16 protein-coding genes and 1 pseudogene are annotated in these 19,749 nt (G+C 59.3%); 3 read left to right on the plus strand and 14 right to left on the minus strand.

The features are described 5' to 3' along the window. Positions 1 to 10: 10 nt before the first annotated feature. From V1293_RS14115 to V1293_RS14140, 6 genes are read right to left on the minus strand one after another with little or no spacing between them, the layout of a single operon-like run. A complete protein-coding gene (locus tag V1293_RS14115; RefSeq protein ID WP_334510442.1) occupies positions 11 to 1,015 on the minus strand; it encodes an NAD(P)H-dependent flavin oxidoreductase in 1,005 nt (334 codons plus the stop codon). A gap of 51 nt (positions 1,016 to 1,066) precedes the next feature. Next, positions 1,067 to 2,254, minus strand: a complete 1,188-nt coding sequence (locus tag V1293_RS14120) for an acetyl-CoA C-acyltransferase (RefSeq protein ID WP_334510444.1) — start codon at positions 2,252 to 2,254, stop codon at positions 1,067 to 1,069. Positions 2,255 to 2,306: 52 nt separating this feature from the next. Beyond that, positions 2,307 to 3,437 carry an acyl-CoA dehydrogenase family protein gene (locus V1293_RS14125; RefSeq protein WP_334510446.1) on the minus strand — a complete coding sequence of 377 codons (1,131 nt, stop codon included), beginning with the start codon at positions 3,435 to 3,437 and terminating at the stop codon, positions 2,307 to 2,309. A 21-nt stretch (positions 3,438 to 3,458) separates the two neighbouring features. After that, a complete protein-coding gene (locus tag V1293_RS14130; protein ID WP_334510448.1) occupies positions 3,459 to 4,640 on the minus strand; it encodes an acyl-CoA dehydrogenase family protein in 1,182 nt (393 codons plus the stop codon). 15 nt (positions 4,641 to 4,655) lie between these two features. After that, positions 4,656 to 5,393 (minus strand): SDR family oxidoreductase, encoded by a 738-nt coding sequence (locus tag V1293_RS14135; RefSeq protein WP_334510450.1) that lies wholly within the window; start codon positions 5,391 to 5,393, stop codon positions 4,656 to 4,658. Positions 5,394 to 5,407: 14 nt separating this feature from the next. After that, a complete protein-coding gene (locus V1293_RS14140) occupies positions 5,408 to 6,997 on the minus strand; it encodes a class I adenylate-forming enzyme family protein (protein WP_334510452.1) in 1,590 nt (529 codons plus the stop codon). A 238-nt stretch (positions 6,998 to 7,235) separates the two neighbouring features. Here V1293_RS14140 and V1293_RS14145 point away from each other — a divergent pair, with 238 nt between their 5' ends. Both V1293_RS14145 and V1293_RS14150 read left to right on the plus strand, forming a co-directional pair. Beyond that, positions 7,236 to 7,979 carry an SDR family NAD(P)-dependent oxidoreductase gene (locus V1293_RS14145; RefSeq protein ID WP_334510453.1) on the plus strand — a complete coding sequence of 248 codons (744 nt, stop codon included), beginning with the start codon at positions 7,236 to 7,238 and terminating at the stop codon, positions 7,977 to 7,979. 1 nt (position 7,980) lies between these two features. Next, entirely contained in the window at positions 7,981 to 8,658 is a 678-nt protein-coding gene (locus tag V1293_RS14150) for a glutathione S-transferase family protein (RefSeq protein ID WP_334510454.1), read from the plus strand. Between the two features lie 287 nt (positions 8,659 to 8,945). On the opposite strand, the gene V1293_RS14155 is transcribed toward V1293_RS14150, so the two are convergent. The 3 genes from V1293_RS14155 to V1293_RS14165 form a co-directional block, all read right to left on the minus strand. Then, positions 8,946 to 9,413, minus strand: a complete 468-nt coding sequence (locus tag V1293_RS14155) for a MarR family winged helix-turn-helix transcriptional regulator (protein WP_334510456.1) — start codon at positions 9,411 to 9,413, stop codon at positions 8,946 to 8,948. 107 nt (positions 9,414 to 9,520) lie between these two features. After that, positions 9,521 to 10,720 (minus strand): CaiB/BaiF CoA transferase family protein, encoded by a 1,200-nt coding sequence (locus V1293_RS14160; protein WP_334510457.1) that lies wholly within the window; start codon positions 10,718 to 10,720, stop codon positions 9,521 to 9,523. A gap of 95 nt (positions 10,721 to 10,815) precedes the next feature. Further along, a complete protein-coding gene (locus V1293_RS14165) occupies positions 10,816 to 11,448 on the minus strand; it encodes a 2-hydroxychromene-2-carboxylate isomerase (protein WP_334510459.1) in 633 nt (210 codons plus the stop codon). 242 nt (positions 11,449 to 11,690) lie between these two features. Between V1293_RS14165 and V1293_RS14170 the strand changes: the two genes are divergently transcribed. Continuing rightward, complete coding sequence (locus tag V1293_RS14170; RefSeq protein WP_334510462.1) at positions 11,691 to 12,206, plus strand: winged helix-turn-helix transcriptional regulator; 516 nt, start codon at positions 11,691 to 11,693, stop codon at positions 12,204 to 12,206. A 124-nt stretch (positions 12,207 to 12,330) separates the two neighbouring features. On the opposite strand, the gene V1293_RS14175 is transcribed toward V1293_RS14170, so the two are convergent. The 5 genes and pseudogenes from V1293_RS14175 to V1293_RS14195 all read right to left on the minus strand — a co-directional run bounded on the left by V1293_RS14175 (position 12,331) and on the right by V1293_RS14195 (position 19,704). Further along, positions 12,331 to 14,133, minus strand: coding sequence for an AMP-binding protein (locus V1293_RS14175; protein WP_334510464.1), 1,803 nt, complete (start codon positions 14,131 to 14,133; stop codon positions 12,331 to 12,333). A 178-nt stretch (positions 14,134 to 14,311) separates the two neighbouring features. After that, positions 14,312 to 15,511 (minus strand): ABC transporter substrate-binding protein, encoded by a 1,200-nt coding sequence (locus V1293_RS14180; RefSeq protein WP_334510466.1) that lies wholly within the window; start codon positions 15,509 to 15,511, stop codon positions 14,312 to 14,314. A 75-nt stretch (positions 15,512 to 15,586) separates the two neighbouring features. Further along, positions 15,587 to 16,789: an ABC transporter substrate-binding protein gene (locus tag V1293_RS14185; RefSeq protein ID WP_334510468.1), complete on the minus strand. Its 1,203-nt coding sequence runs from the start codon at positions 16,787 to 16,789 to the stop codon at positions 15,587 to 15,589. A gap of 488 nt (positions 16,790 to 17,277) precedes the next feature. Then, complete coding sequence (locus tag V1293_RS14190) at positions 17,278 to 17,577, minus strand: putative quinol monooxygenase (RefSeq protein WP_334510470.1); 300 nt, start codon at positions 17,575 to 17,577, stop codon at positions 17,278 to 17,280. A gap of 47 nt (positions 17,578 to 17,624) precedes the next feature. Then, positions 17,625 to 19,704: pseudogene (locus V1293_RS14195) on the minus strand (3-hydroxyacyl-CoA dehydrogenase NAD-binding domain-containing protein). Between the last annotated feature and the right edge of the window lie 45 nt (positions 19,705 to 19,749).

The following is a 19,749-nucleotide window of genomic DNA, read 5'->3' on the forward strand; positions in this document are numbered from 1 at the left end:
CCGTTGCGCTTCAGGCGACCATCAAGGCTTCCTTGCTTTCGGCGTCCAGGAATCCCGTAAGCCTTCCCCTGATCAGCCGCTCGGCATCCGCCATGATACGGTCGATCAACTCCTTCACCGTCGGAATGTCGTTGATGAGTCCAACGACCATGCCGCAGCTCCAGGCGCCCGCGTCCATATCGCCGTCGATCATCACCTTGGGATAGACGCCTGCCACCTGATCGTGGATATCGTCGATCTTCAGGCCCTTGCCTTTCTCTCGTTCAATCTCGAGCAGGTGCTCGACGCCCTTGTTGTTCAATACCCGTTCGGTATTCCGCAGCGCGCGCATGACCAGGCGCGTGTCGAGTTCCGACGCCTTGACCAGCGCGTTCTTGACGTTCTCGTGTACCGGCGCTTCCTTAGTGGCGATGAAGCGCGTGCCCATGTTCATGCCGGCGGCCCCCATCGCCAGCGCCGCAACCAGACTACGCGCGTCGGCCATGCCGCCGGAGGCGACAAACGGTATCTTCAGTTCCTCGGCCGCACGCGGCAGCAGGATCATGTTGGGCATGTCGTCTTCGCCGGGGTGGCCGCCGCACTCAAAACCGTCGACGCTAACGGCATCGCAGCCGATCTGTTCGGCCTTCAGCGAATGCCGAACGGACGTGCATTTGTGGATCACCTTGATGCCGCCTGCCTTCAGGGCCGGCATGTACTGTTCGGGGCTCCGGCCGGCGGTTTCGACGATCCTGACGCCGCCCTCCCTGATGGCCGCGATGTATTCCGGATAGGGCGGCGCGGTAAAGGTGGGAAGGAAGGTCAGGTTCACGCCGAACGGCTTGTCCGTCATATCGCGGCAACGCGCGATCTCCTTGGCCAGCAGTTCCGGCGTCCGTTGCGTCAGTCCCGTAATGACTCCGAGCCCGCCGGCATTCGATACCGCAGCCGCGAGTTCGGCAAACCCCACATAGTGCATTCCGCCCTGGACGATCGGATGTTCGATGCCGAACATTTCGGTAATTGCTGTCTTCACTCGTTCCTCCAATGTTTTCAAAGATCTCTGGTCTAGGCGGATTATCGCTCGTCAGTGGACAATTTCGAGGAGGCCCGCGGCACCCATGCCGCCGCCAATACACATGGTAACAACCGCATACTTGGCCTTGCGCCGGCGGCCCTCGATCAGGGCGTGGCCGGTCAACCGCGCGCCAGTCATGCCATAGGGGTGACCGACTGCAATCGATCCGCCATTGACGTTGAGCTTTTCCGGGTCGATCCCGAGCTTGTCGCGGCAATGGATCACCTGTACCGCGAACGCCTCGTTCAATTCCCACAGATCGATGTCGTCGACCTTGAGTCCGTGTCGCTTGAGCAATCGGGGCACGGCATAGACCGGACCAACGCCCATCTCGTCAGGTTCACAACCAGCCGAGACGAAGCCGCGGAAGATACCGAGCGGCTTCAGCCCCTTTTGCGCCGCGAGCTTGTCGCTCATGATGACAGCTGCACTGGCGCCGTCCGAAAGCTGACTGGCATTGCCGCCGGTGATGGTGAAGCCTGGCCCCTTGGCCGGCTTGACACCTGCGAGACCTTCGGCCGTCGTATCGGAACGCGGCCCCTCGTCCGCTGATAGCGTCACCTTCTGATAGGACACGGCGCCGCTCGCCTTGTCCGTGATCGCCATAGTGGTGTTGATCGGCGCGAGTTCGTCCTGGAAACGGCCGCCCTGTTGGGCAGCCGCTGTCCGGCGCTGGCTCTCGAGGCTGTATTCGTCCTGACGTTCGCGCGAGATATTGTAACGTTTCGCAACAATCTCGGCGGTATCCAGCATCGCGATGTAGGCGTCCCCCTTCATCGCGAGCAGTTCGGGATCGACGGCATGAAAACTGTTGAACTGGTTGTTCTGAACCAGGCTGATGGATTCGCCGCCGCCGCCGATGGCAACCTCCACGCCATCGAAAATGACCGAGCGGGCGGCCAGCGCAATTGCCTGAAGCCCGGACGCGCATTGGCGGTCGATGGTCGTTCCGGCCACGCTGACCGGAAGGCCGGCCCGGAGCAGCGCCTTGCGCGCAATGTTGGTACCCGTGGTGCCCTGCTGCATGGCACAGCCCATCACGACATCCTCGACTTCGGCGCCGTCGAGTTTCGCGCGCGACAGGGCCGACGAGATGGCATGTCCGAGCAGGGTCGCGCCTTCGGTATGATTGAGTGCGCCCTTGTACGCCTTGCCAATGGGCGTGCGAGCGGTCGAGACGATTACGGCTTCAGTCATTGTTTACCTCTGGTCGGGGTGCGGCAGTCGATTTGCTGCGTTGGAAGGAAGTTCAGCTCTGCTGCGCGTACCGCATCAGATGATAGGCGGGATCGCCGAACTGGACGTTGATGGAGCTTATTCGCTTGAAGTAGTGGCCGACATTCAGCTCGTCGCTCATCCCCATGCCGCCGTGCAGTTGCACGGCCTGCTCCGCGACAAAGCGTGCGGCGTAACCAACCTTCGACTTCGCGCCCGACGCTAGTTTCGATCCATTTGGCTCGCGGGCGGCGAGGCTGAGGTTCAGATGCTGAGTGAGCGAGATCGCCTCTTCGAGCGCGATGAACATGTCGACCATGCGATGCTGCAACACCTGAAAGCTTCCGAGAGCAACCCCGAATTGCTTGCGCGTCTTGCTGTATTCAAGCGTCGCGGAATTCAGCACGGACATCGCACCGACAGCTTCAGCGCAGAGCGCTGCGATAGCAGAGTCACGGCAAGCTTCCAGAGCAGCGACTCCCCAGCCTTCAAGGCCCAGCAATTGGCTGGCCGGTACTTCCACGTTCATCAGCGTGAGTTCCGCGGCACGCCGGCCGTCGATCGTCTTGAAGCTCTGCAGGTGAAGATTGGCCGAATGGCGATCGACCACGAAAAGGCTCACGCCAAAGCGATCGCGTGGCTCGCCCGACGTGCGCGCCGAGACGATCAGCTTATCGGCCCACGGTGCGCCAATCACCGCGGCCTTGGTCCCACTCAGGACAAAATTGTCTCCGTGACGACGCGCGGTGGTCGTAACGTTGTTGAAATCATATCGCGACCGGCCCTCCGCCCACGCCAGCGCCCATATCGTCTCGCCTTCCATAATCTTCGGCAGGAACGCCTGGCGCTGCTCGGGCGAGCCGACGTCCTCGATCAGTCCACCGGCAAGGACAATCGTCTCAAAATACGGCTCGACCACGAGGTTACGGCCGAACTCCTGCATCACGATCATGGTCGCAAGCGAGCCGCCACCAAGGCCGCCTGAGCTCTCCTGGAACGGCGCAGCGCAGAGCCCAAGTTCGGCGAAGGATTTCCAGTGCCTGCGGCTCCAGCCTTCATCGGTCGCAACGATCTTGCGGCGCTCGTCGAAATCGTACTGCTCGCGCAGGAAGCGTTGAATGCTGGACCGGAGCAGTTCCTGTTCTTCCGTCAACTGAATATCCATCGGATACCTCGTGCGATGCGGTCAGAGACCCAAAACCGCTTTCGCGATGATGTTGCGCTGGATCTCGTTCGATCCCCCGTAAATGCTGAGCTTGCGCGAGTTCAGGTACTTCTCGGTCGCGGTGTGTCCGTAGTCCGGGCCCGGCATGAAGCGGTTGGAGCTAACCGGGTGTTCACGGATGGCCAGACCGTAATTGCCGATCGCCCGGTGCGTCAGATCGGTAATGCGCTGGAATATCTCAGTGCCCCTGATCTTGAACAACGATGCGGCCGGCCCCGGATTTATGCCGCGCGACATCTGCGCAACGATACGCAGTTCGGTTGCCTCCAGCGCCAGCACATCGAGCTCGACGCGTGCGATCTCCCTGATGAATTCCCCGAACGCTGGATCGTCCTCGCCGACCTCGGACCTCACGATATGCTTGAGCCGCTCCAGATACCGGGTCGACCGGCCGATGCCGGCCATGCTGGTGCGCTCATTGCCAAGCAGGAATTTGGCGTATGTCCAGCCCTTGTTCTCCTCACCGATCAAATTCTCCACGGGGACGCGCACGTCCTCGAGAAAAACGTCGTTGACCTCGTGCGATCCGTCGATGGTGATGATCGGTCGCACGGTAACGCCGGGCGATTTCATATCGATCAGGAGGAAGGAGATACCGGCCTGGGGCTTTGCTGCAGGGTCCGTCCGCACCAGGCAAAAGATCCAGTCAGCATGCTGAGCCAGCGTTGTCCAGGTCTTGTGGCCGTTGACGATGTAGTGATCGCCGTCGCGCACCGCCTTGGTGCGAACCGAGGCGAGGTCTGAGCCGGAGCCCGGCTCAGAATAACCCTGGCACCACCAATCCTCCCCCGAGAGAATTCGTGGCAGAAACTTCCTCTTCTGCGCGTCGTTGCCGAAGGTGTAGATGACCGGGCCGACCATGGTGACGCTGAATGCCAGCGGTGGCAGCGTCCCGGCGCGCGACGTCTCCTGTTCGAAAATGAAGCGCTGTGTGACAGACCAGCCTGGGCCGCCATATTCCTTGGGCCAGAGCGGAGCAATCCACCCCTTCTTGTAGAGGATCCGGTGCCAGAGCAGCGACTGCTCCTTCGTCAAATCGGTCTCGGGATTTGGCACGCGCATTTCCTGCGGATAGTTCTCCGCAATAAAGGCGCGCACCTCGCCACGAAATGCAGCGTCCTCGCTGGAAAGATTGAGCTCCATCGTGCGAGGCTCCCGCTACCATTTCTCGCCGAACGGACGGATCTCCAGCTCGAATGTCCAGGCGCTTTTGGGCTGCTGATAGAGCAGCCAATAGGATTCCGCGACTGAGGACGGCGGCATCAATGCATCGGGATTATCAAGCGCGTTGGGACCGAGCGCCTCGATCCTTCGCTGACGCACCCATTCGGTGTCGACGCCGGAATCGATGATGAGATGCGCCACGTGGATGTTCTTGGGCCCCAACTCGCGGGCGGTTGCCTGTGCGACGGCTCGCAGACCGAACTTTGCGCTGGCAAAGGCCGCATAGCCGATTCCGCCGCGCAAGCTTGCCGTTGCTCCGGTGAAGAAGATATTGCCTTTGCCCCGGGGCAACATCAATCGCGCCGCCTCCCGGCCGGCAAGAAAGCCCGAGTAGCAAGCCATTTCCCAGACCTTGCGGAACACGCGCTCGGTGGTTTCCAGAATGGGAAAGTTGACATTGGCGCCGATGTTGAAGATGCATACCTCGAGCGGCGCATGCTTATCGGCATCGCCGAGGAACGAGATGATCTCCTCCTCCTTGCGTGCGTCGAGCGAGCGCGCATGAATTTCGCCGCCGGCCTTCTCGATCTCCTTGACGAGCGGTTCTAGCTTGGCGCCGTTGCGGCGCCCGGCAAACACCGTAAAGCCCTCTGAGGCGAACTTCTTCGCGATCTCGCCGCCGATAAAGTCACCGGCGCCGATCACGGCCACGGTTGCGTTTCTCTTTTGCAAAGGTCTTCTCCCGGTCACGTCAAGTGAGTTCGTCGGTGGAATTTCGCTGCCTGCTTGGCAGCAGCTCGGTCGCGATGCAAACAGCCAGCTAACTCATGCTCGCGGCTCTTGCCAGTTGAGCTTCCCGGCAAGACGTCGACGACAACGATTTTCGGCGGCCGAATATAGGAGGCGAGCCGAGGTTTGATGAAATCCATCAGATCGGCCGGTTTGACGCGTGATCCCGGGAACGGCTGCACGAATGCGACGAGCTCCCCATCACCGTTGAGGGCTCGGCCCACGACGGCGGATTGCACATCCTTGCGTGAATTGAGGATTGCCTCAATCTTCGCTAGTAAGGCGCTAATCATTTCCTTGGTGCGGCCGAAAATGTACAGCCAATCGCCGTCAAAGCGGGCAAGATCGCCGGTATTGAACCAGCCTTCGCTATCGATCACTTTGGCTGTCAATTCGGGAGCGCGGTAATAGCCGCGCATCACGTTGCGCCCGCGCACGTGGAGTTCTCCGACCTCTTCCTTTGATAATGGTATGCCGTCGATTGTTCTGAGGCGCCCCTCTACTCCCGGCAGCAACGTGCCGACAGCGTGATCGGAACGCGGCCCATCGAAGCGCACGCCTGATATTCCCGACGAGCATTCGGTGACTCCATAGCCGTTGAGCAGCGGCAAACCAAACTCCTTCTCAACTCGCATCTTCAGACTCGGGTCGAGCGGCGCGCCGGCAACGGCAATCAAGCGCAACGAGCCCCGGTCGAGCCGTTCCAGACCTGATACACTCTTGTACTCCAGCAGGCGTTGATAGGCGGCGGGTACGCCATTGAGGATGGTTACGCCCTCCTCCGTGATCGCCTTGGCGGTAGCCGCCGGATCGTACTTGCTGACCATCCGCACTGTGCCGCCAACCATCAACGTCATGATCAGGAGCGAGATGCCGACGATATGCGACATCGGCAACACCAGATAGACCTTATCGTCGCGAACCATCTTGCGGGAAAGCGCCGTGGTCCAGGCGCTGATCAGCAAGTTTTCATGGGAGAGCATAACCCCCTTCGGCAACCCCGTCGTTCCCGAGGTGTAGATCAGCACCGCCACTTGCTTTGCAGGATCGGCTTCCACCGGCTCGACGGTTGCGCTTTGGTTGAGTGGCCCGACGGCGACGTCGTGCAGCGGGCCCAGTTGCCGGTTCTCAGCTCCGAGGCGCGACGCATGGGCCGCCGCTTCCTTCGAGACACCTGAAGTAAAGAACATCCGGCGAGCGCCGCTGTGATCGCGAATCTGGTCCAGCTCGCGCGACGACAATTGCGGATTGGCGACGACCGCCCAGGCGTCGAGTCGGCTCGCCGCCAGCAGCAACGCAGCGAGCGCAATGCAGTTTTCGCTGACAATGATCATCCGGTCGCCCGCTCTGATTCCAAGCGAGGAGAGGACGGCAGCGATCTGTCTAACGCGCTGCTGCAGGTCGCGGTAGCTCCAGGATGCCCCGATCTCGACCAGCGCGATCCGGTCGGGGGCTTCGGCAACCTGTCTTGCCGTTACTTTATGGATGCGCCTCGGCAAGCCGGCAGCAATCTCGTCGAGATTGATCGCCTCCGAAAGCTCCGCCACGACCGACCTCCCGACCAAAGCATGCCCATTTCTGCAACGCGGCACATTCGCCGCTCACATAACGTTCTTTTTTAGAACTCGTCAATCACTAATTCATCATCCCTGTTTGATGAGGTCCCGAAAGGGGCAACTTGGCTGCCATATACAACTGCGCATTATCGAAAACTCTCGTTTACAAGGCATCGACCCGCCGCTACGATTAAAGTATCAAATAGGAACTTAATTAGGAGGAACGGTGATGGCGGAAGCCCGCGGCGTGGCGATACTTGTGGGCGCAGGCGACGCCATCGGAGCTGCCGTGGCCCGGCGTTTTGCGAAGGGCGGCTATACGGTTTGCATCTGCAGGCGTGATGCGTCCAAGTCGCAGGGGCTTGTGGGCGAACTGAGGGCTGCGGGACATAGCATTCACGCGTTCAGCGTCGATGCCCGCCAGGAAGCAGAGGTCCAAGGCATATTTGCGCGAATCGAGAAGGAATTCGGACCCATCGAGGTCTGCCTCTTCAACGCGGGATCGAACGTCAACAAGCCATTGCTGGAGACAACCGAGAAGCTGTTCTTCAAGGCATGGGAATTGGCCTGTTATGGCGGCTTCCTGGTCGGACGTGAGGCTGCGCGCGTCATGCTTCCGCGCAAACGCGGCACTATCTTCTTTACAGGTGCAACGGCCAGTGTGCGTGGCGGCCCGGGGTTTGCGGCATTTTCATCAGCGAAGTTCGGACTTCGAGCAGTGGCCCAGGCGATGGCGCGCGAGCTCGGACCGAAGAACATTCACGTCGTGCATCTTCTGATCGACGCCGGCGTCGACAGCGAGGCGATTCACCAGCGCATGAAAGCGGCGAAGGGGATCGAGGCAAGCGAAATTCCCCCAGATAGCCTGACCAAGACGTCTTCCATTGCCGATGCCTACTGGTTCACCCACCAACAAAGCAGGGATGGCTGGACCCACGAGCTCGATCTCCGCCCCTCTGTGGAGAAATGGTGACATGAACGCGACGCCAAGCCTGACCCTGTGGGGCGTTGGGACAAGCCGCACCATTCGCCCGCACTGGGCCATGCATGAGCTTGGCTTGTCATACAAGGTCCGGCCGATCGGGCCGCGGACAGGCGAGACCAAGACGGCGGAATACACCAAGCTCAATCCCCGCCAGAAGATTCCCTTGCTGCAGGACGGCGACTTCTGCATTGGCGAAAGCGCCGCGATTGTCGCCTATCTGTCGCGAACGTATTCAACGCCAGACCGTTCGCTGATTCCCGAAACGCAGCGCGAATTCGCCACGTGGCTCGAATGGTGCTTCTTTATCGTGGCCGAACTCGATTCTACCAGCCTTTACGTCATGCGTCGCCATCGCGCGGATGCGTTGGGACACATCTATGGAGTTGCACCCGAAGTCGTCGCGCAGGCTGGCGAATACTTCCGGCAACAACTTCGCCACGTCGAGGTCGCACTGGCAGACGGCCGGCAGTTCCTGATGGGTGACCGGTTCACCAGCGCTGACATCCTGCTGACCACGTGCCTGGACTGGGCCATCGCTTACGGAGTCGGTATTTGCGACAACGCGCAACCCTACCTGGAACGAATCCGGAGGAGAGAGGCTTATCAGCGCGCTGAGACTGCGAATGTTCCGGTGACACCGTCTACTCCCGTGCAAGCAAACCCCTGAGAGCTGATACCGCCCACGCCAAAGGGCTTAAGCTCCAAGGCCCCCCCGCGTTTGCCGATTGTCTTGTCGATAGCGCCGTGGTCGCACTCCAATTCGCGGAACACTTCGCGCCGTGCTTTTCCGATCGTTAGGACCGGGCCACAGACCGACGATATTTGCGCGGCGTCTGATTCGCGACTGGGCGTCGAAAACGCCAGCTGCGGGCGTCACGGCGTAGTCCAAAACGCTCTCGTCGAGGTCGCAACCAATCCGCGGTGGCAAAACGCATGCATCTTGAGCATTCAATCTTAATATCGCCTGCACAGGGCAGACATACTGTCAGCGATCCGAGCGACTTGGCGACGATCAACGATCGTCGCAATCTCGTCGTCGATCTTCCGACAGATCGGCATCGCGGCTTCCAGGCGTGCTGCGCCTTTTTTTGTCAACCGTACTTCGCGACTTCGCGAGTCAAACTCAGCAACGACGATTTCGACAAACCCTTTGCGCTCTAAGCCGCGCACGCCTCTCGATAATGTCGACTTCTCGAGTCCCATGTGCCTGGCCAAAGCTCCAACACTATCACTTCCTACGGCGGCAATGTGAGTCATCAGAAAGAACTCGGCCGCGCTGAGGCCTACGGCACGCAGCCTTGCTTCCAACAAGCGAGTAACAAGGCGTTCAGTCAGCCGTAAATTCATTCCGATGCAGGACCGGATGACCTCCTGAACGTGGACTACGGGGAACCTTCCAGGGTCTTGCTCGATTTGCTTCATAACGACTGTTTTACCAGGAACGCGTCCACTAGAGACGGGGTATCAAGTCGGCAGTGTCGGTAATGTCCTCTTAGCGCCAATTAAGCCGACGCGGAAGTCCCTGAGCGCTAGACCGTAGCCCTAACCGATCTTTCGCTGACCATCTTTTCGATGGCGCCATCATCATAGCCGAGCTCGCGCAGGATCTCGCGCGAGTGTTCGCCAACGCGAGGCGCCGGTCCTCCGATCATTGCCTTATTCACTTCAAATTGGGCAGCCGGTTTCGGCTGCCGGACCCGCCCCACCGTCGGCTGCTCGAATTCAGTAATGATGCCGCGCGCGACCACCTGTTCGTTGTGAATGATTTCACTCCGGCGCAAGATCGGCGCGCAAGGCACGTCGGCGGCGTCGAGGCGCTCCAGCCATTCGGCCGTGGTGTGCTGCCCGATATACTCCGCCATCTTGTTGATTCGCGCGGTGGCATTGACCGAGCGCGCCGCCGGCGTCGCAAACCGCGGATCCTTGGCAAGCTCGGGATCGCCGGTGGCCCGGCAAAACCCCTGCCATTCGGAATCCGATATGGTGCCGGCCGTGATGTAGCCATCGCTGGTCTTGAACACGAGGTCCGGCCGGTCGTTGGGATCGGTGGCGGCGGCCTCGGCTCCCACTACCGTGTACTGCATCATGCCTTCCGGCCACAGGTAGGAAATCATCGCATCCAGCATCGCAACCTGGATATGATCGCCCTGCCCGGTTTTCTCGCGGGCGTAGAGCGCCGCCGCCACCGCTTGGGCGGTAAACACCGCGGTGGTCTTGTCGCATACGATGGTGCGGATCATCTGCGGGCGGTTGGTGACCGGCTGCGACTGGACATCGGCGAAGCCTGACAGGCCCTGAATGATCGGGTCGTAGACGCGCTTCTTCACGTACGGGCCGGTATCGCCGACGCCGCTGATCGAGACATAGATCAGGCGCGGGTGACGCTGGCGCAACTCTTCCACGCCAAGACCGAGGCGCTCCATGGTGCCGGGCCGGAAGTTCTGTACCAGCACATCAGACTGCGCGACCAGCTTGCCGAGAACCTCGCGGCCGGCCGTGCTTTTGACGTCGATCGACAGCGAACGCTTGCCGCGGTTCGACGAAATGAATAGCGCCGAGAACTCGCCATCCTTGTCGATGGTGGCACGGCTGCGGCGGGTAATATCGCCGCCGATCGGCTCGATCTTCAGCACGTCGGCGCCCTGATCCGCCAGAAACATCGTCGCGAACGGACCCGAGACCACGCCGGTCAAATCGAGGACACGAACACCATTAAGCGGACCAGGCATGGCACTCCCCTGTACTTTGTAATTCTGGGCCTGAGCCGAACTTCGATTGTTGGCCAGCCCTGGATTAATCTATTCGCTGACGTTGAGGCTCGATTCTACGCCGTCTTGGGAACAGGCTGACGCGTCTGCTCGACGATCGACTCCTCGACGTCGCGGAGCTGGTCTTTGCCGAAAAACATTTCCTTTCCAACGAAGAAAGTCGGCGAGCCAAATGCTCCCCGGCTTACCGCGTCGTTGGTGAGATCGATCAGTCTCTTCTTGACGTCATCCTGTTGTGCGCGGGCGATCAACCTGTCGATATCGATTCCCGACGAAACAAACGCGTTCCGGAAGATTTCGAGGTCGTCCATCTTCTTGGGCTCTTCCCACATATGATGATAGGCGGCGCGGAAATAGGGCTCGAACATGCCTTCGAACTGGGCCGCGACGGCGCCGCGCATCAGCATCAGCGTGTTGACCGGAAAGAACGGATTCTGACGAAATTTCGTAATATTGTGGCGCCGGATGAACCGCTGGGTCTCGAGCGCCTGATATTCCGGCTTGTTCTTGATGCCGCGAAGCGAATCGAACGGCGACATGTTGCCGGTCGCCTTGTAGATGCCGCCGAGCAAAACCGGGACATACTCGAACTTTACGCCGGTACGCCGCTCGATCCCCGGAATGGCAACCTCCGCCAGATAGGCGTTGGGGCTGCCGAAATCGAACTGGAATTCTACCTTCAGGGGCATGTCGGCTTCTCCCGGAGCGTGCATTGAATGATCAGGTTTGATGTCCAATAGCCGAATTCCGGCTACCACCCATCTTTATAGTTCTAAAAACGAACTGTCAAATTCCTGCGAATTTCTGCTGATTTTCGCATCCCTAATAGGGGATTGTTTGGAGCTGAGTACCTATCTAGAATGGTAGCGAAGCTGAGGTTCCCTGGACGATTCGAGCGGAATCGGGCGCCGGATGACTGGAGAGCAGGAAAATGCGATGGGATGCCCTTGAAGAAGAGCCGTGTTCGATGGCCCGCACCATCGGCGTGATCGGTGACCGTTGGACCCTCCTTATTCTGCGCGAATGCTTCCTTCGCACCCGCCGCTTCGAAGGATTTCAGTCTGCGCTCGGGATTACACGGCATTTGCTCGCCGAGCGGCTGAAGAAACTGGTCCGGCAAGGTGTCCTGCGCCGCATTCCCTATCAGGAGTCGCCCAAGCGGCATGAATACATCCTCACCCAGAAGGGACTCGATCTCTATCCGATCATGATGGCGATTGTGCATTGGGGCGACACGCACATGGTCGACGAACGCGGGCGGCCGCTGCTGCACCAGCACCGCAAATGCGGCAAGAACTTCGATCCGGTCATGGTCTGCTCTGAGTGCGGCGAGCCGCTTTCGGCTAAGGAGGTTCATACCCACCCCGGCCCCGGTGCCCGAAGCACTCCAGCGGCAAAGGCGCCAGAGAGCCCGAAGGCAAAAGCGCGCCGCAAAGCAGCCGCTTGAGGTCGCGCGCAGCTGGGATATGACGTCGTAGGCCTCGCTCTAGCAATTTGCAGCCTGGGAATATCCGCAGGCGCCATCTGGCGGACACGACATGCGGCAGGGTCGCGAACGACTGAACTCGCCTTTAGACCCTAGTCACATCTCGACTTGTTTCGTTGCAGTAGAGGCGCTCGACCTGTTCAGAACGATGCTTCAGCACAGCACGTTGATTGACGTAAGCCTTGTCGGTGATTTCCCCTGCTGCCATTGACGGCGGCTCCTTCAACAGCGAGAACGAGCAGATTCTTTCGCTGCTTCCAACGGTTTCATTGTATTCCCGAAAACGTTGCTTCAGAAATTCGACCACATCGGCATCGCAGGTCAAATCTGAGCCTGAACTCTTCGAAATCCGCGCTGCCTCAGTCGGATTCAACCAGCAGAGCAGCGCGCACGATTCACGATTCTCCCCGGCAACGACAATGTCCAGCAATACGCCGCGCGTGGCTGCCAGGATTGCCGCGCGCATATTGCCGATCGAGACCCACGTGCCGTTCGCAAGCTTGAAGTTTTCAGAAATTCTGCCCGTAAAACGCAGCCCAAGCTCCGGCTTCTCGGGATCCAGAAACGAAACAGTGTCGCCGATGCGATAGAACCCTTCCTCATCGAAGGCTTTTTCCGTCAGATCCGGCCTTCCGAGATAACCTGGCGTAACATTGGGTCCCTTGACCCTTGCCTCGTAAGTATCTGAAACAGGGATCAGCTTTAGTTGAAGACCCGGCGCGGGAAGACCGATCTCTCCCGGCCGGTCCGTTGCCCAATGGGTCGTACTGATTGTCGGTGCCGTTTCGGTGGTGCCATAGCCCGACATGACAGGGATTCGCCGACCGGTAATTGAAGATGTCAATCGATAGAGCTTTTCGAGCGTGCCTTCCGAAATTGCAGCCCCGGCATAGCTCATTCTATCCATCCGCTTGAACACGCTGGCGCCAAGCTCGGGGTCGTTCTCGATCGCGTCACACAACAGGTTATAGCCGGCAGGCACGTTGAACATGGCGGTCGGGGAAATTTCCCTGAGGTTGGCGATCGTCTTGTGGAAAAGCTGAGGCAGCGGCCGACCGTCGTCGATGTAGAGCGTCCCGCCATTCTTGAGGATGCTGTGAAGGATCACGTTGCTGCCCATTGTGTGGTGCCATGGCAGCCAGTCGACCTGGACCGGCGTATCCGGAGGAGACACCAGCAGGCTGCCCATTTGAAGGGAGCTCGCCATCATGCGGTGGGTGTTGAGCACGCCCTTGGGAAAACCGGTCGAACCGGACGTGAAGAGTATCTTTGCGACAGCGTCGCAAGACACCGCACGTGATGCACGCTCGAATCCGTCACTCCCGCTCAGGGCCGTCATTGCCTGGAAAGGCACCGTTTCCGGCGCGCCATCGACGCTGATCCAGGTCGCGGCTGCGAGTTCGGCAATGGAGCGGCCCGCGGAAAAGTCGCGTCCGCTCTGAACGAAAACGAAGTTCGGGCGCAGCGCTTCCGCGACGTCCTTGAGGCGGGCCAGGCTGCCGGGCATCAGCGTGTAGTTTGGCGATATCGGCGCCAGGATTACCCCTATCGACATCGCTGCAAACGAGATCACGGCGTTCTCGATAGAGTTCCCTGAAAGTACCGCCAGCTTGTCAGCCGGCTTTGCGCCCATATCGATCAGGCTTTGGCCGACCGCCTGAACCTGCAACCATGCTTCGCCATAGGTAATCTCGTCCCATCGTCCCCTCGCGTTGCGCTGCGCAAGAAAAATTCTATCCGGAACAGAATTTGCCCAGGTCGGAAGGAAGTCTGTGATGCGCCAATCGCACTCGCCCAACTGAATAGGCGAACTCAATATGAGCGTGCCGTCGGTTCGACGCGCTATCGAAACGTCTTTTGGCGCAAACGTCAGTGCCTTCGTCGACATCGAGATTGATCTCCTTAATTACGCGTAGAGCCGACCGCGCGCGCTGCACGCGCTTCGTCCCCTGATGGCCATTGCCTCTGGTCTCACCGCCTGGGGGCGTGATCCGTCAACCGGGCTGCGGGCCAGAACGGTGGGCAGTTCGCATCGAACTGCCGCACTCGTGGCTTCGCTGGTCAGATCACTCGGACCTGGCGTCCAGCACTTCCCCGAAGGCTTGCCAGCTCGTGCCGGTCCATCGCTGCAAGCGCATCTGCGTCCAGATCATGTTCTCAGTGTCGCTGGTGTTGACCTTGATGCCGGGCAGCGCAGTCGGAACGACGAAGTCCTTCAGGTTCTTGGCCTGCGCAAGAATACTCTTGCGCGACAGATCATTGCCGCATTGCTTTAGAATCTGCTCGAGCACGACGCCTTGCTGATAGCCGGTCAGATAGCTTCCATTGGTGATATCGGCGCCTGGCAAATACTTGTCAAAAAACACCCTGAAGGCCTGCATGCCCGGGTCATCTTTCCACGCCGAATCCAGAACATCCTTGTTGGTCGTACCGACGATCACGCCGACAGATTTGTCGAGACCGGCGGGCGCGAGCGTGCCTCCGACCGAGCCGGATGGAAAATTGACGATTACGGTCGCCTTCCAGCCGATTACCGAGGCTTGCCGTATGGCCTGAGCGGCGAACTTCGGTGTGCCAGCGATCACGAGGGCATCCGCACCGGAGCTCTTCAGATTGACGACCTGTGAATCAACCGTCGGTTCGGTGACCTCATAGGAAGCGCTCACGACCTTCCGGTCGAAATCCTTGCCGAGAAAGGCCTTGAAGGCGTTCAGGTAGTCTTTGCCGAGGTCGTCGTTCTGATAAAGGATGGCATACTTGGCGTTTGGCAGCGCCTTCGTCAGATATTTGGCGTAGATTTTTCCTTCAGTGTCGTAACTCACGAGGCCTGTCGTGGTCAGCGGGTAATTGGTGACATCCGTGAACTTGGACGATCCGCTAATAATCGCGATGCTGGGCACCCCTTTCGACCTAAGGTATTTGGCCGTGGCTGAGATACCGGGAGTGCCGAGCTGACCGAACATGAACGACACTTCATCGCTCTCAACGAGTTTGCGGACGTGCTCCACGGCTTTGGGCGGGCTGTACGCATCGTCATATGCGATGTAGTTGATCTTGCGGCCGTTAATTCCGCCGCGGTCATTGACCGACTGAATATAGGCCATAAGTCCCTTACCCACGAGACCGATCGATGAGGCCGGTCCGCTGAAGGGAAAAACGCCGCCAATCTTGATCTCAGTCGCTGAAACCGCCGGCTCTTCAGCCGCGAATGCCGGGCCGCTCAAAAGTAAAGCCAAAGCCGCCACGGTCTTCCATCTTATCAACATTGCTCTTCCTCCAAACGCGCACCCTTTCGGGCAGGTGGTTCTGTCTTGTTGCGCTGCCAGTACTGATCCCTCGCGTCACTCCGAAGAGGCATCGAGTACCTCGCCGAAAAGGTCCCAACGCGTGCCTGTCCAGCGCTGCAGCCTCATCTGCGTGTAGTTCATGTTGATTTTGTCACTCGTATTGACGGTGATGCCAGCCAGCAGCGTCGGCAACGCCACATTCTTCAAGCTCTTCGCCTGCCTGATGATGTTGTCGCGGGACAGGTCGTTGCCGCACTGCTTGATCAGCTGTTCGAGCAGCATGGCCTGCGTGTAACCAAAGAGGTAATTGCCGTCGGCGATATCGACGCCCGGCATATACTTGTCGATGAAGGCCCGATAATTCTTCATCCCTGCGGTACTATCCCACTGCGCATCGGTCGGATCCATCACTATGGTCCCGACTATCACCCCTACCGACCTTTCAAGTCCTGCCGGCTTAAGCGTTGCGCCAACCGAACTGGAGGGGTAGTTCAGCAGGATTGTTGGCTTCCAGTCGATCTCGGCGGCCTTTCGGATTGCTTGGGCCGCAAACTTTGGCGTTCCTGCCACCAGCAATGCTTCGGCGCCTGAGCTCTTCAAATTCACGATCTGAGAATCCACTGTCGGATCGCTGATTTCATAAGCGATGGCAGTGACTTTCTTGTCAAAATCGCCTTTGAGACTCGCCTTGAAGGCGTTGACGTAATCTTTGCCGAGGTCATCGTTCTGATAGAGGATGGCGTATTTCCCATTGGGAAACGTCTTCGTCAGGAATTTGGCGTAGATCTTTCCCTCGGTGTCGAAGCTGACCAGACTGGTCGTCGTCAGCGGAAAATCCGTCACGTTCGTGAACTTGTTCGATCCCGAGACGATGCCGACGGCTGGCACGCGCTTCGACATCAGATATTTTGCCACCGCCGTATTACCGGGCGTGCCGAGCTGACTGAACATGAAGGCAATCTCGTCGCTTTCGACGAGCTTGCGAACGTGCTCGACCGCTTTGGGCGGGCTGTAGGCGTCATCATAGGCGATGTAATTGATCTTTCGTCCGTTGATGCCGCCGCGGTCGTTGATCGACTGGACGTAAGCGAGAATCCCCCGGCCGACCAGGCCAATCGACGAAGCGGGTCCGCTGAAAGGAAAGACGCCACCGATCTTGATCTCAGTCTGAGTTACCCCCGGCGCATCGGCGGCAAATGCGGACGATCCAAGCGCCAAAAGCATCAGCGCGAAAGCAGGTTTGAAACATCTGAGCATAGCGTCCTCCCTTTATGAATAGCTGAGGCGCATCCCCGGCGGGGTCGCGATCCTGCAAACCGCGGCCATTGTTCAGCCGTCTTTCCTTCAACGTACAGTTCTTTTTTAGAACTAGTCAAGCTGCTTTAACACTTCGTCCTTCGCCAAGCTCCCGGCACGGAAGAATGTCTTTCTGGGAGCCGACCGCCCGGTTCTGAGCTGCCCGAATTTGCTGAAATTGAGCGTTTCGCTAACTCAGCTTGGCGGCGGTGCATCCAGTGGTAAAGCCTTGAATGACCAGCAGGAATGTGACGGGAAGTATCAATCTTGCCGGCGACGGCTCTGTCAATTCCTATACAGAACTGAAATCCGGCCAACTTGATAGTTGGACGCAGCGCAAAGCGATCGCTTTGGCATATATCTGGATCGCGTGCTCAAAGTTGTTCGCCGCAAGTGACCACGAGCACGAGCTGGTGGGCCTGGGACCGCCTCCCTGACTCGCGATAGAGCTACCGCTTCTCGACCTTTTCCGGAGTGATGATCTGGACCTCTACCGGGGCTGCAAAGCACTTGACCGCGACGCGGCCAAACGCCTTCATGTGGTCGCTCTTGGAATGCACAGGGAGGCACTCGGCGGACCGCCACTGCTCGACGAACACGAGCTTGTTCGGATCGGTGGTACTTTCGAACAGCTCGTAGGAAATACACCCGTCTTCCTTGTGGGTGGCGGCGATGCAATCCTTCGCGGCGGAAAACAACTTCGCCTTCATTTCTGGCTTCACCGTGAGCGTTGCTATCACGTAGACCATCTCGTCTATTGTCCTCTCTTGACGCGGAGATCCCGCACCTCTTGCATCTACTTGAAAGCCGCGAAGGTTCCGCTGGCGGTAGCGAGGCGATGTAACAGCGGCACCGGCCGCAGTGTTTCGTCCTTGTCCAGTGCGGCCATAAACGCCAACCGCTCAGCCACGACAGGCAGGCCTACCTGGTCCGCAAGAAACATCGGACCGCCGGTCTGGGACGGCCAGCCGTATCCGTAGAGCCAGACCAGATCGATGTCGCTCGCCCGCTCCGCGATCCCTTCCTCGAGAATTCGTGCGCCCTCATTGATCATCGGATAGATCAGTCGCTCATGAATCTCGGTGTCGCTGATCTGGCGGCGAGTGATACCCAACTTACGACTGGTATCCTGGATCAAGGCCTCTACGTCGGCATCCGGAATCGGCGTTCTGGATCCAGCATCGTACCGGTAGTATCCCGCTCCGGTCTTCTGACCGAATCTTCCCGCTTCGCACAACGCATCCTCGATCGGAGATGTCTCGCCACTATCCTTGCGCGATCGCCAGCCGATATCGAGACCTGCCATATCCCCCATGGCAAAAGGCCCCATCATTCCGAACCGCGTCGCGACAGCGTCAACCTGCTGCGGCAGCGCCCCGTCAAGCAACATCTTGCGGGCCTGGAGCAAGCGGACGACGAGCATTCGATTGCCGACAAAGCCGTGGCAGACGCCCACGACGACGGGAATCTTCCCGATGCGCCGCGCGACTGCGGCGGCGGTAGCCAGCACGTCCGGCGCCGACTTTTCACTACGTACGATCTCGCACAGCTTCATGACATTCGCCGGGCTGAAGAAGTGCATCCCGAGGACATCCTGGGACCGCTTCGTGACGGATGCGATCGCGTTGACGTCGAGAAAGGAAGTATTGGTTGCGAGAATCGCGCCCGGCTTCGCAACTGTGTCGAGCTTGGAGAAAATGTCCTTCTTTATCTGCATGGTCTCAAAAGCAGCCTCGATGATGAGGTCGGCTTCCGCAGCGTGCTCCAGGCCCACGGCACCCGCTATCAGTTCCAAGCGCTTGGCAACGGTGTCCGAAGACATCCCGGAGCGCGCTGCGCTCGCCTCGTAACTTTTTCGTATAGTACCAAGGCCACGGTCGAGCGAATCCTTTGCGATCTCGATCAGCTTCACCGGGATGCCGGCATTGGCAAAGGACACGGCGATGCCGCCACCCATGGTGCCCGCGCCGATGATCGCGACCGGATCGATCTTGCGCGGGCGCGTGCCCGCTTCGACACCGGCGATCTTGTTGCTGCTGCGTTCCGCGAAGAACACGTGACGCAGCGCTTTGGACTGATTGCCGCCTCTCAATCGCGTGAACAGCGCCCATTCCCGTCGGATCGCTTCATCAAACGGTACGTCCAGGCACCAGGCAACGGCTTCCACACAGGCCGCCGGAGCTTCCAGCCCCCGATTGCGCTTCATCGCTTCGGCCGCCGCCTTTGTCAGGATGCTTCTGTCGGCGCGTGCCGCTTGCAGCTTCGAATCGTCATCGCGCAGCGAACGCAGGGGACGGCGTTCGGACAGAACTTTTCTGCGCAAAGGCAACACCTGCCGCGACTGGTTCCCCTTCGAATATCTGGTGGACCAGCCCAAGCTGCAGCGCCTCTTCCGCGCCGATCGGATCGCCGGTCACGATCATTTGCACAGCTCTCGCCGGTCCGATGGCACGCGGCAGACGTTGCGTACCGCCACCACCCGGGATCAATCCAAGTTTGACTTCCGGTTGGCCGAGCTTGGCATCGCTCGCCGCGATACGGAAATGGCAGCCCATCCCAACTTCGAGGCCGCCGCCGAACGCGACGCCATGAATTGCGGCGACGACAGGTTTGGACCGGTTCTCGAACAGGCGATTGATTTCGTCGAGACTGGGTCCCTCGATCTTCTGGTCGAACTCGCGAATGTCGGCCCCGCTAATGAACGTGCGGCCGGCGCAGGCAAGCACGACAGCCGCATACTGCGGATTGTCCAGCACCTCCCGCATGGCGTCGCACAGACCCTGGCGCACCAGCGAGCCGAGTGCGTTCACTGGCGGGTTGTCGACCAGAAGAACGGCCACTGTGCCGTGTTTCTCGATACTAACAGGGCTTGTCATCGGCTATCTCCTTTAGGATGGGCGGTGCGCTCGGATCCGCCCAAA

Source organism: Bradyrhizobium sp. AZCC 1693 (assembly GCF_036924745.1).
GTDB lineage: Bacteria > Pseudomonadota > Alphaproteobacteria > Rhizobiales > Xanthobacteraceae > Bradyrhizobium.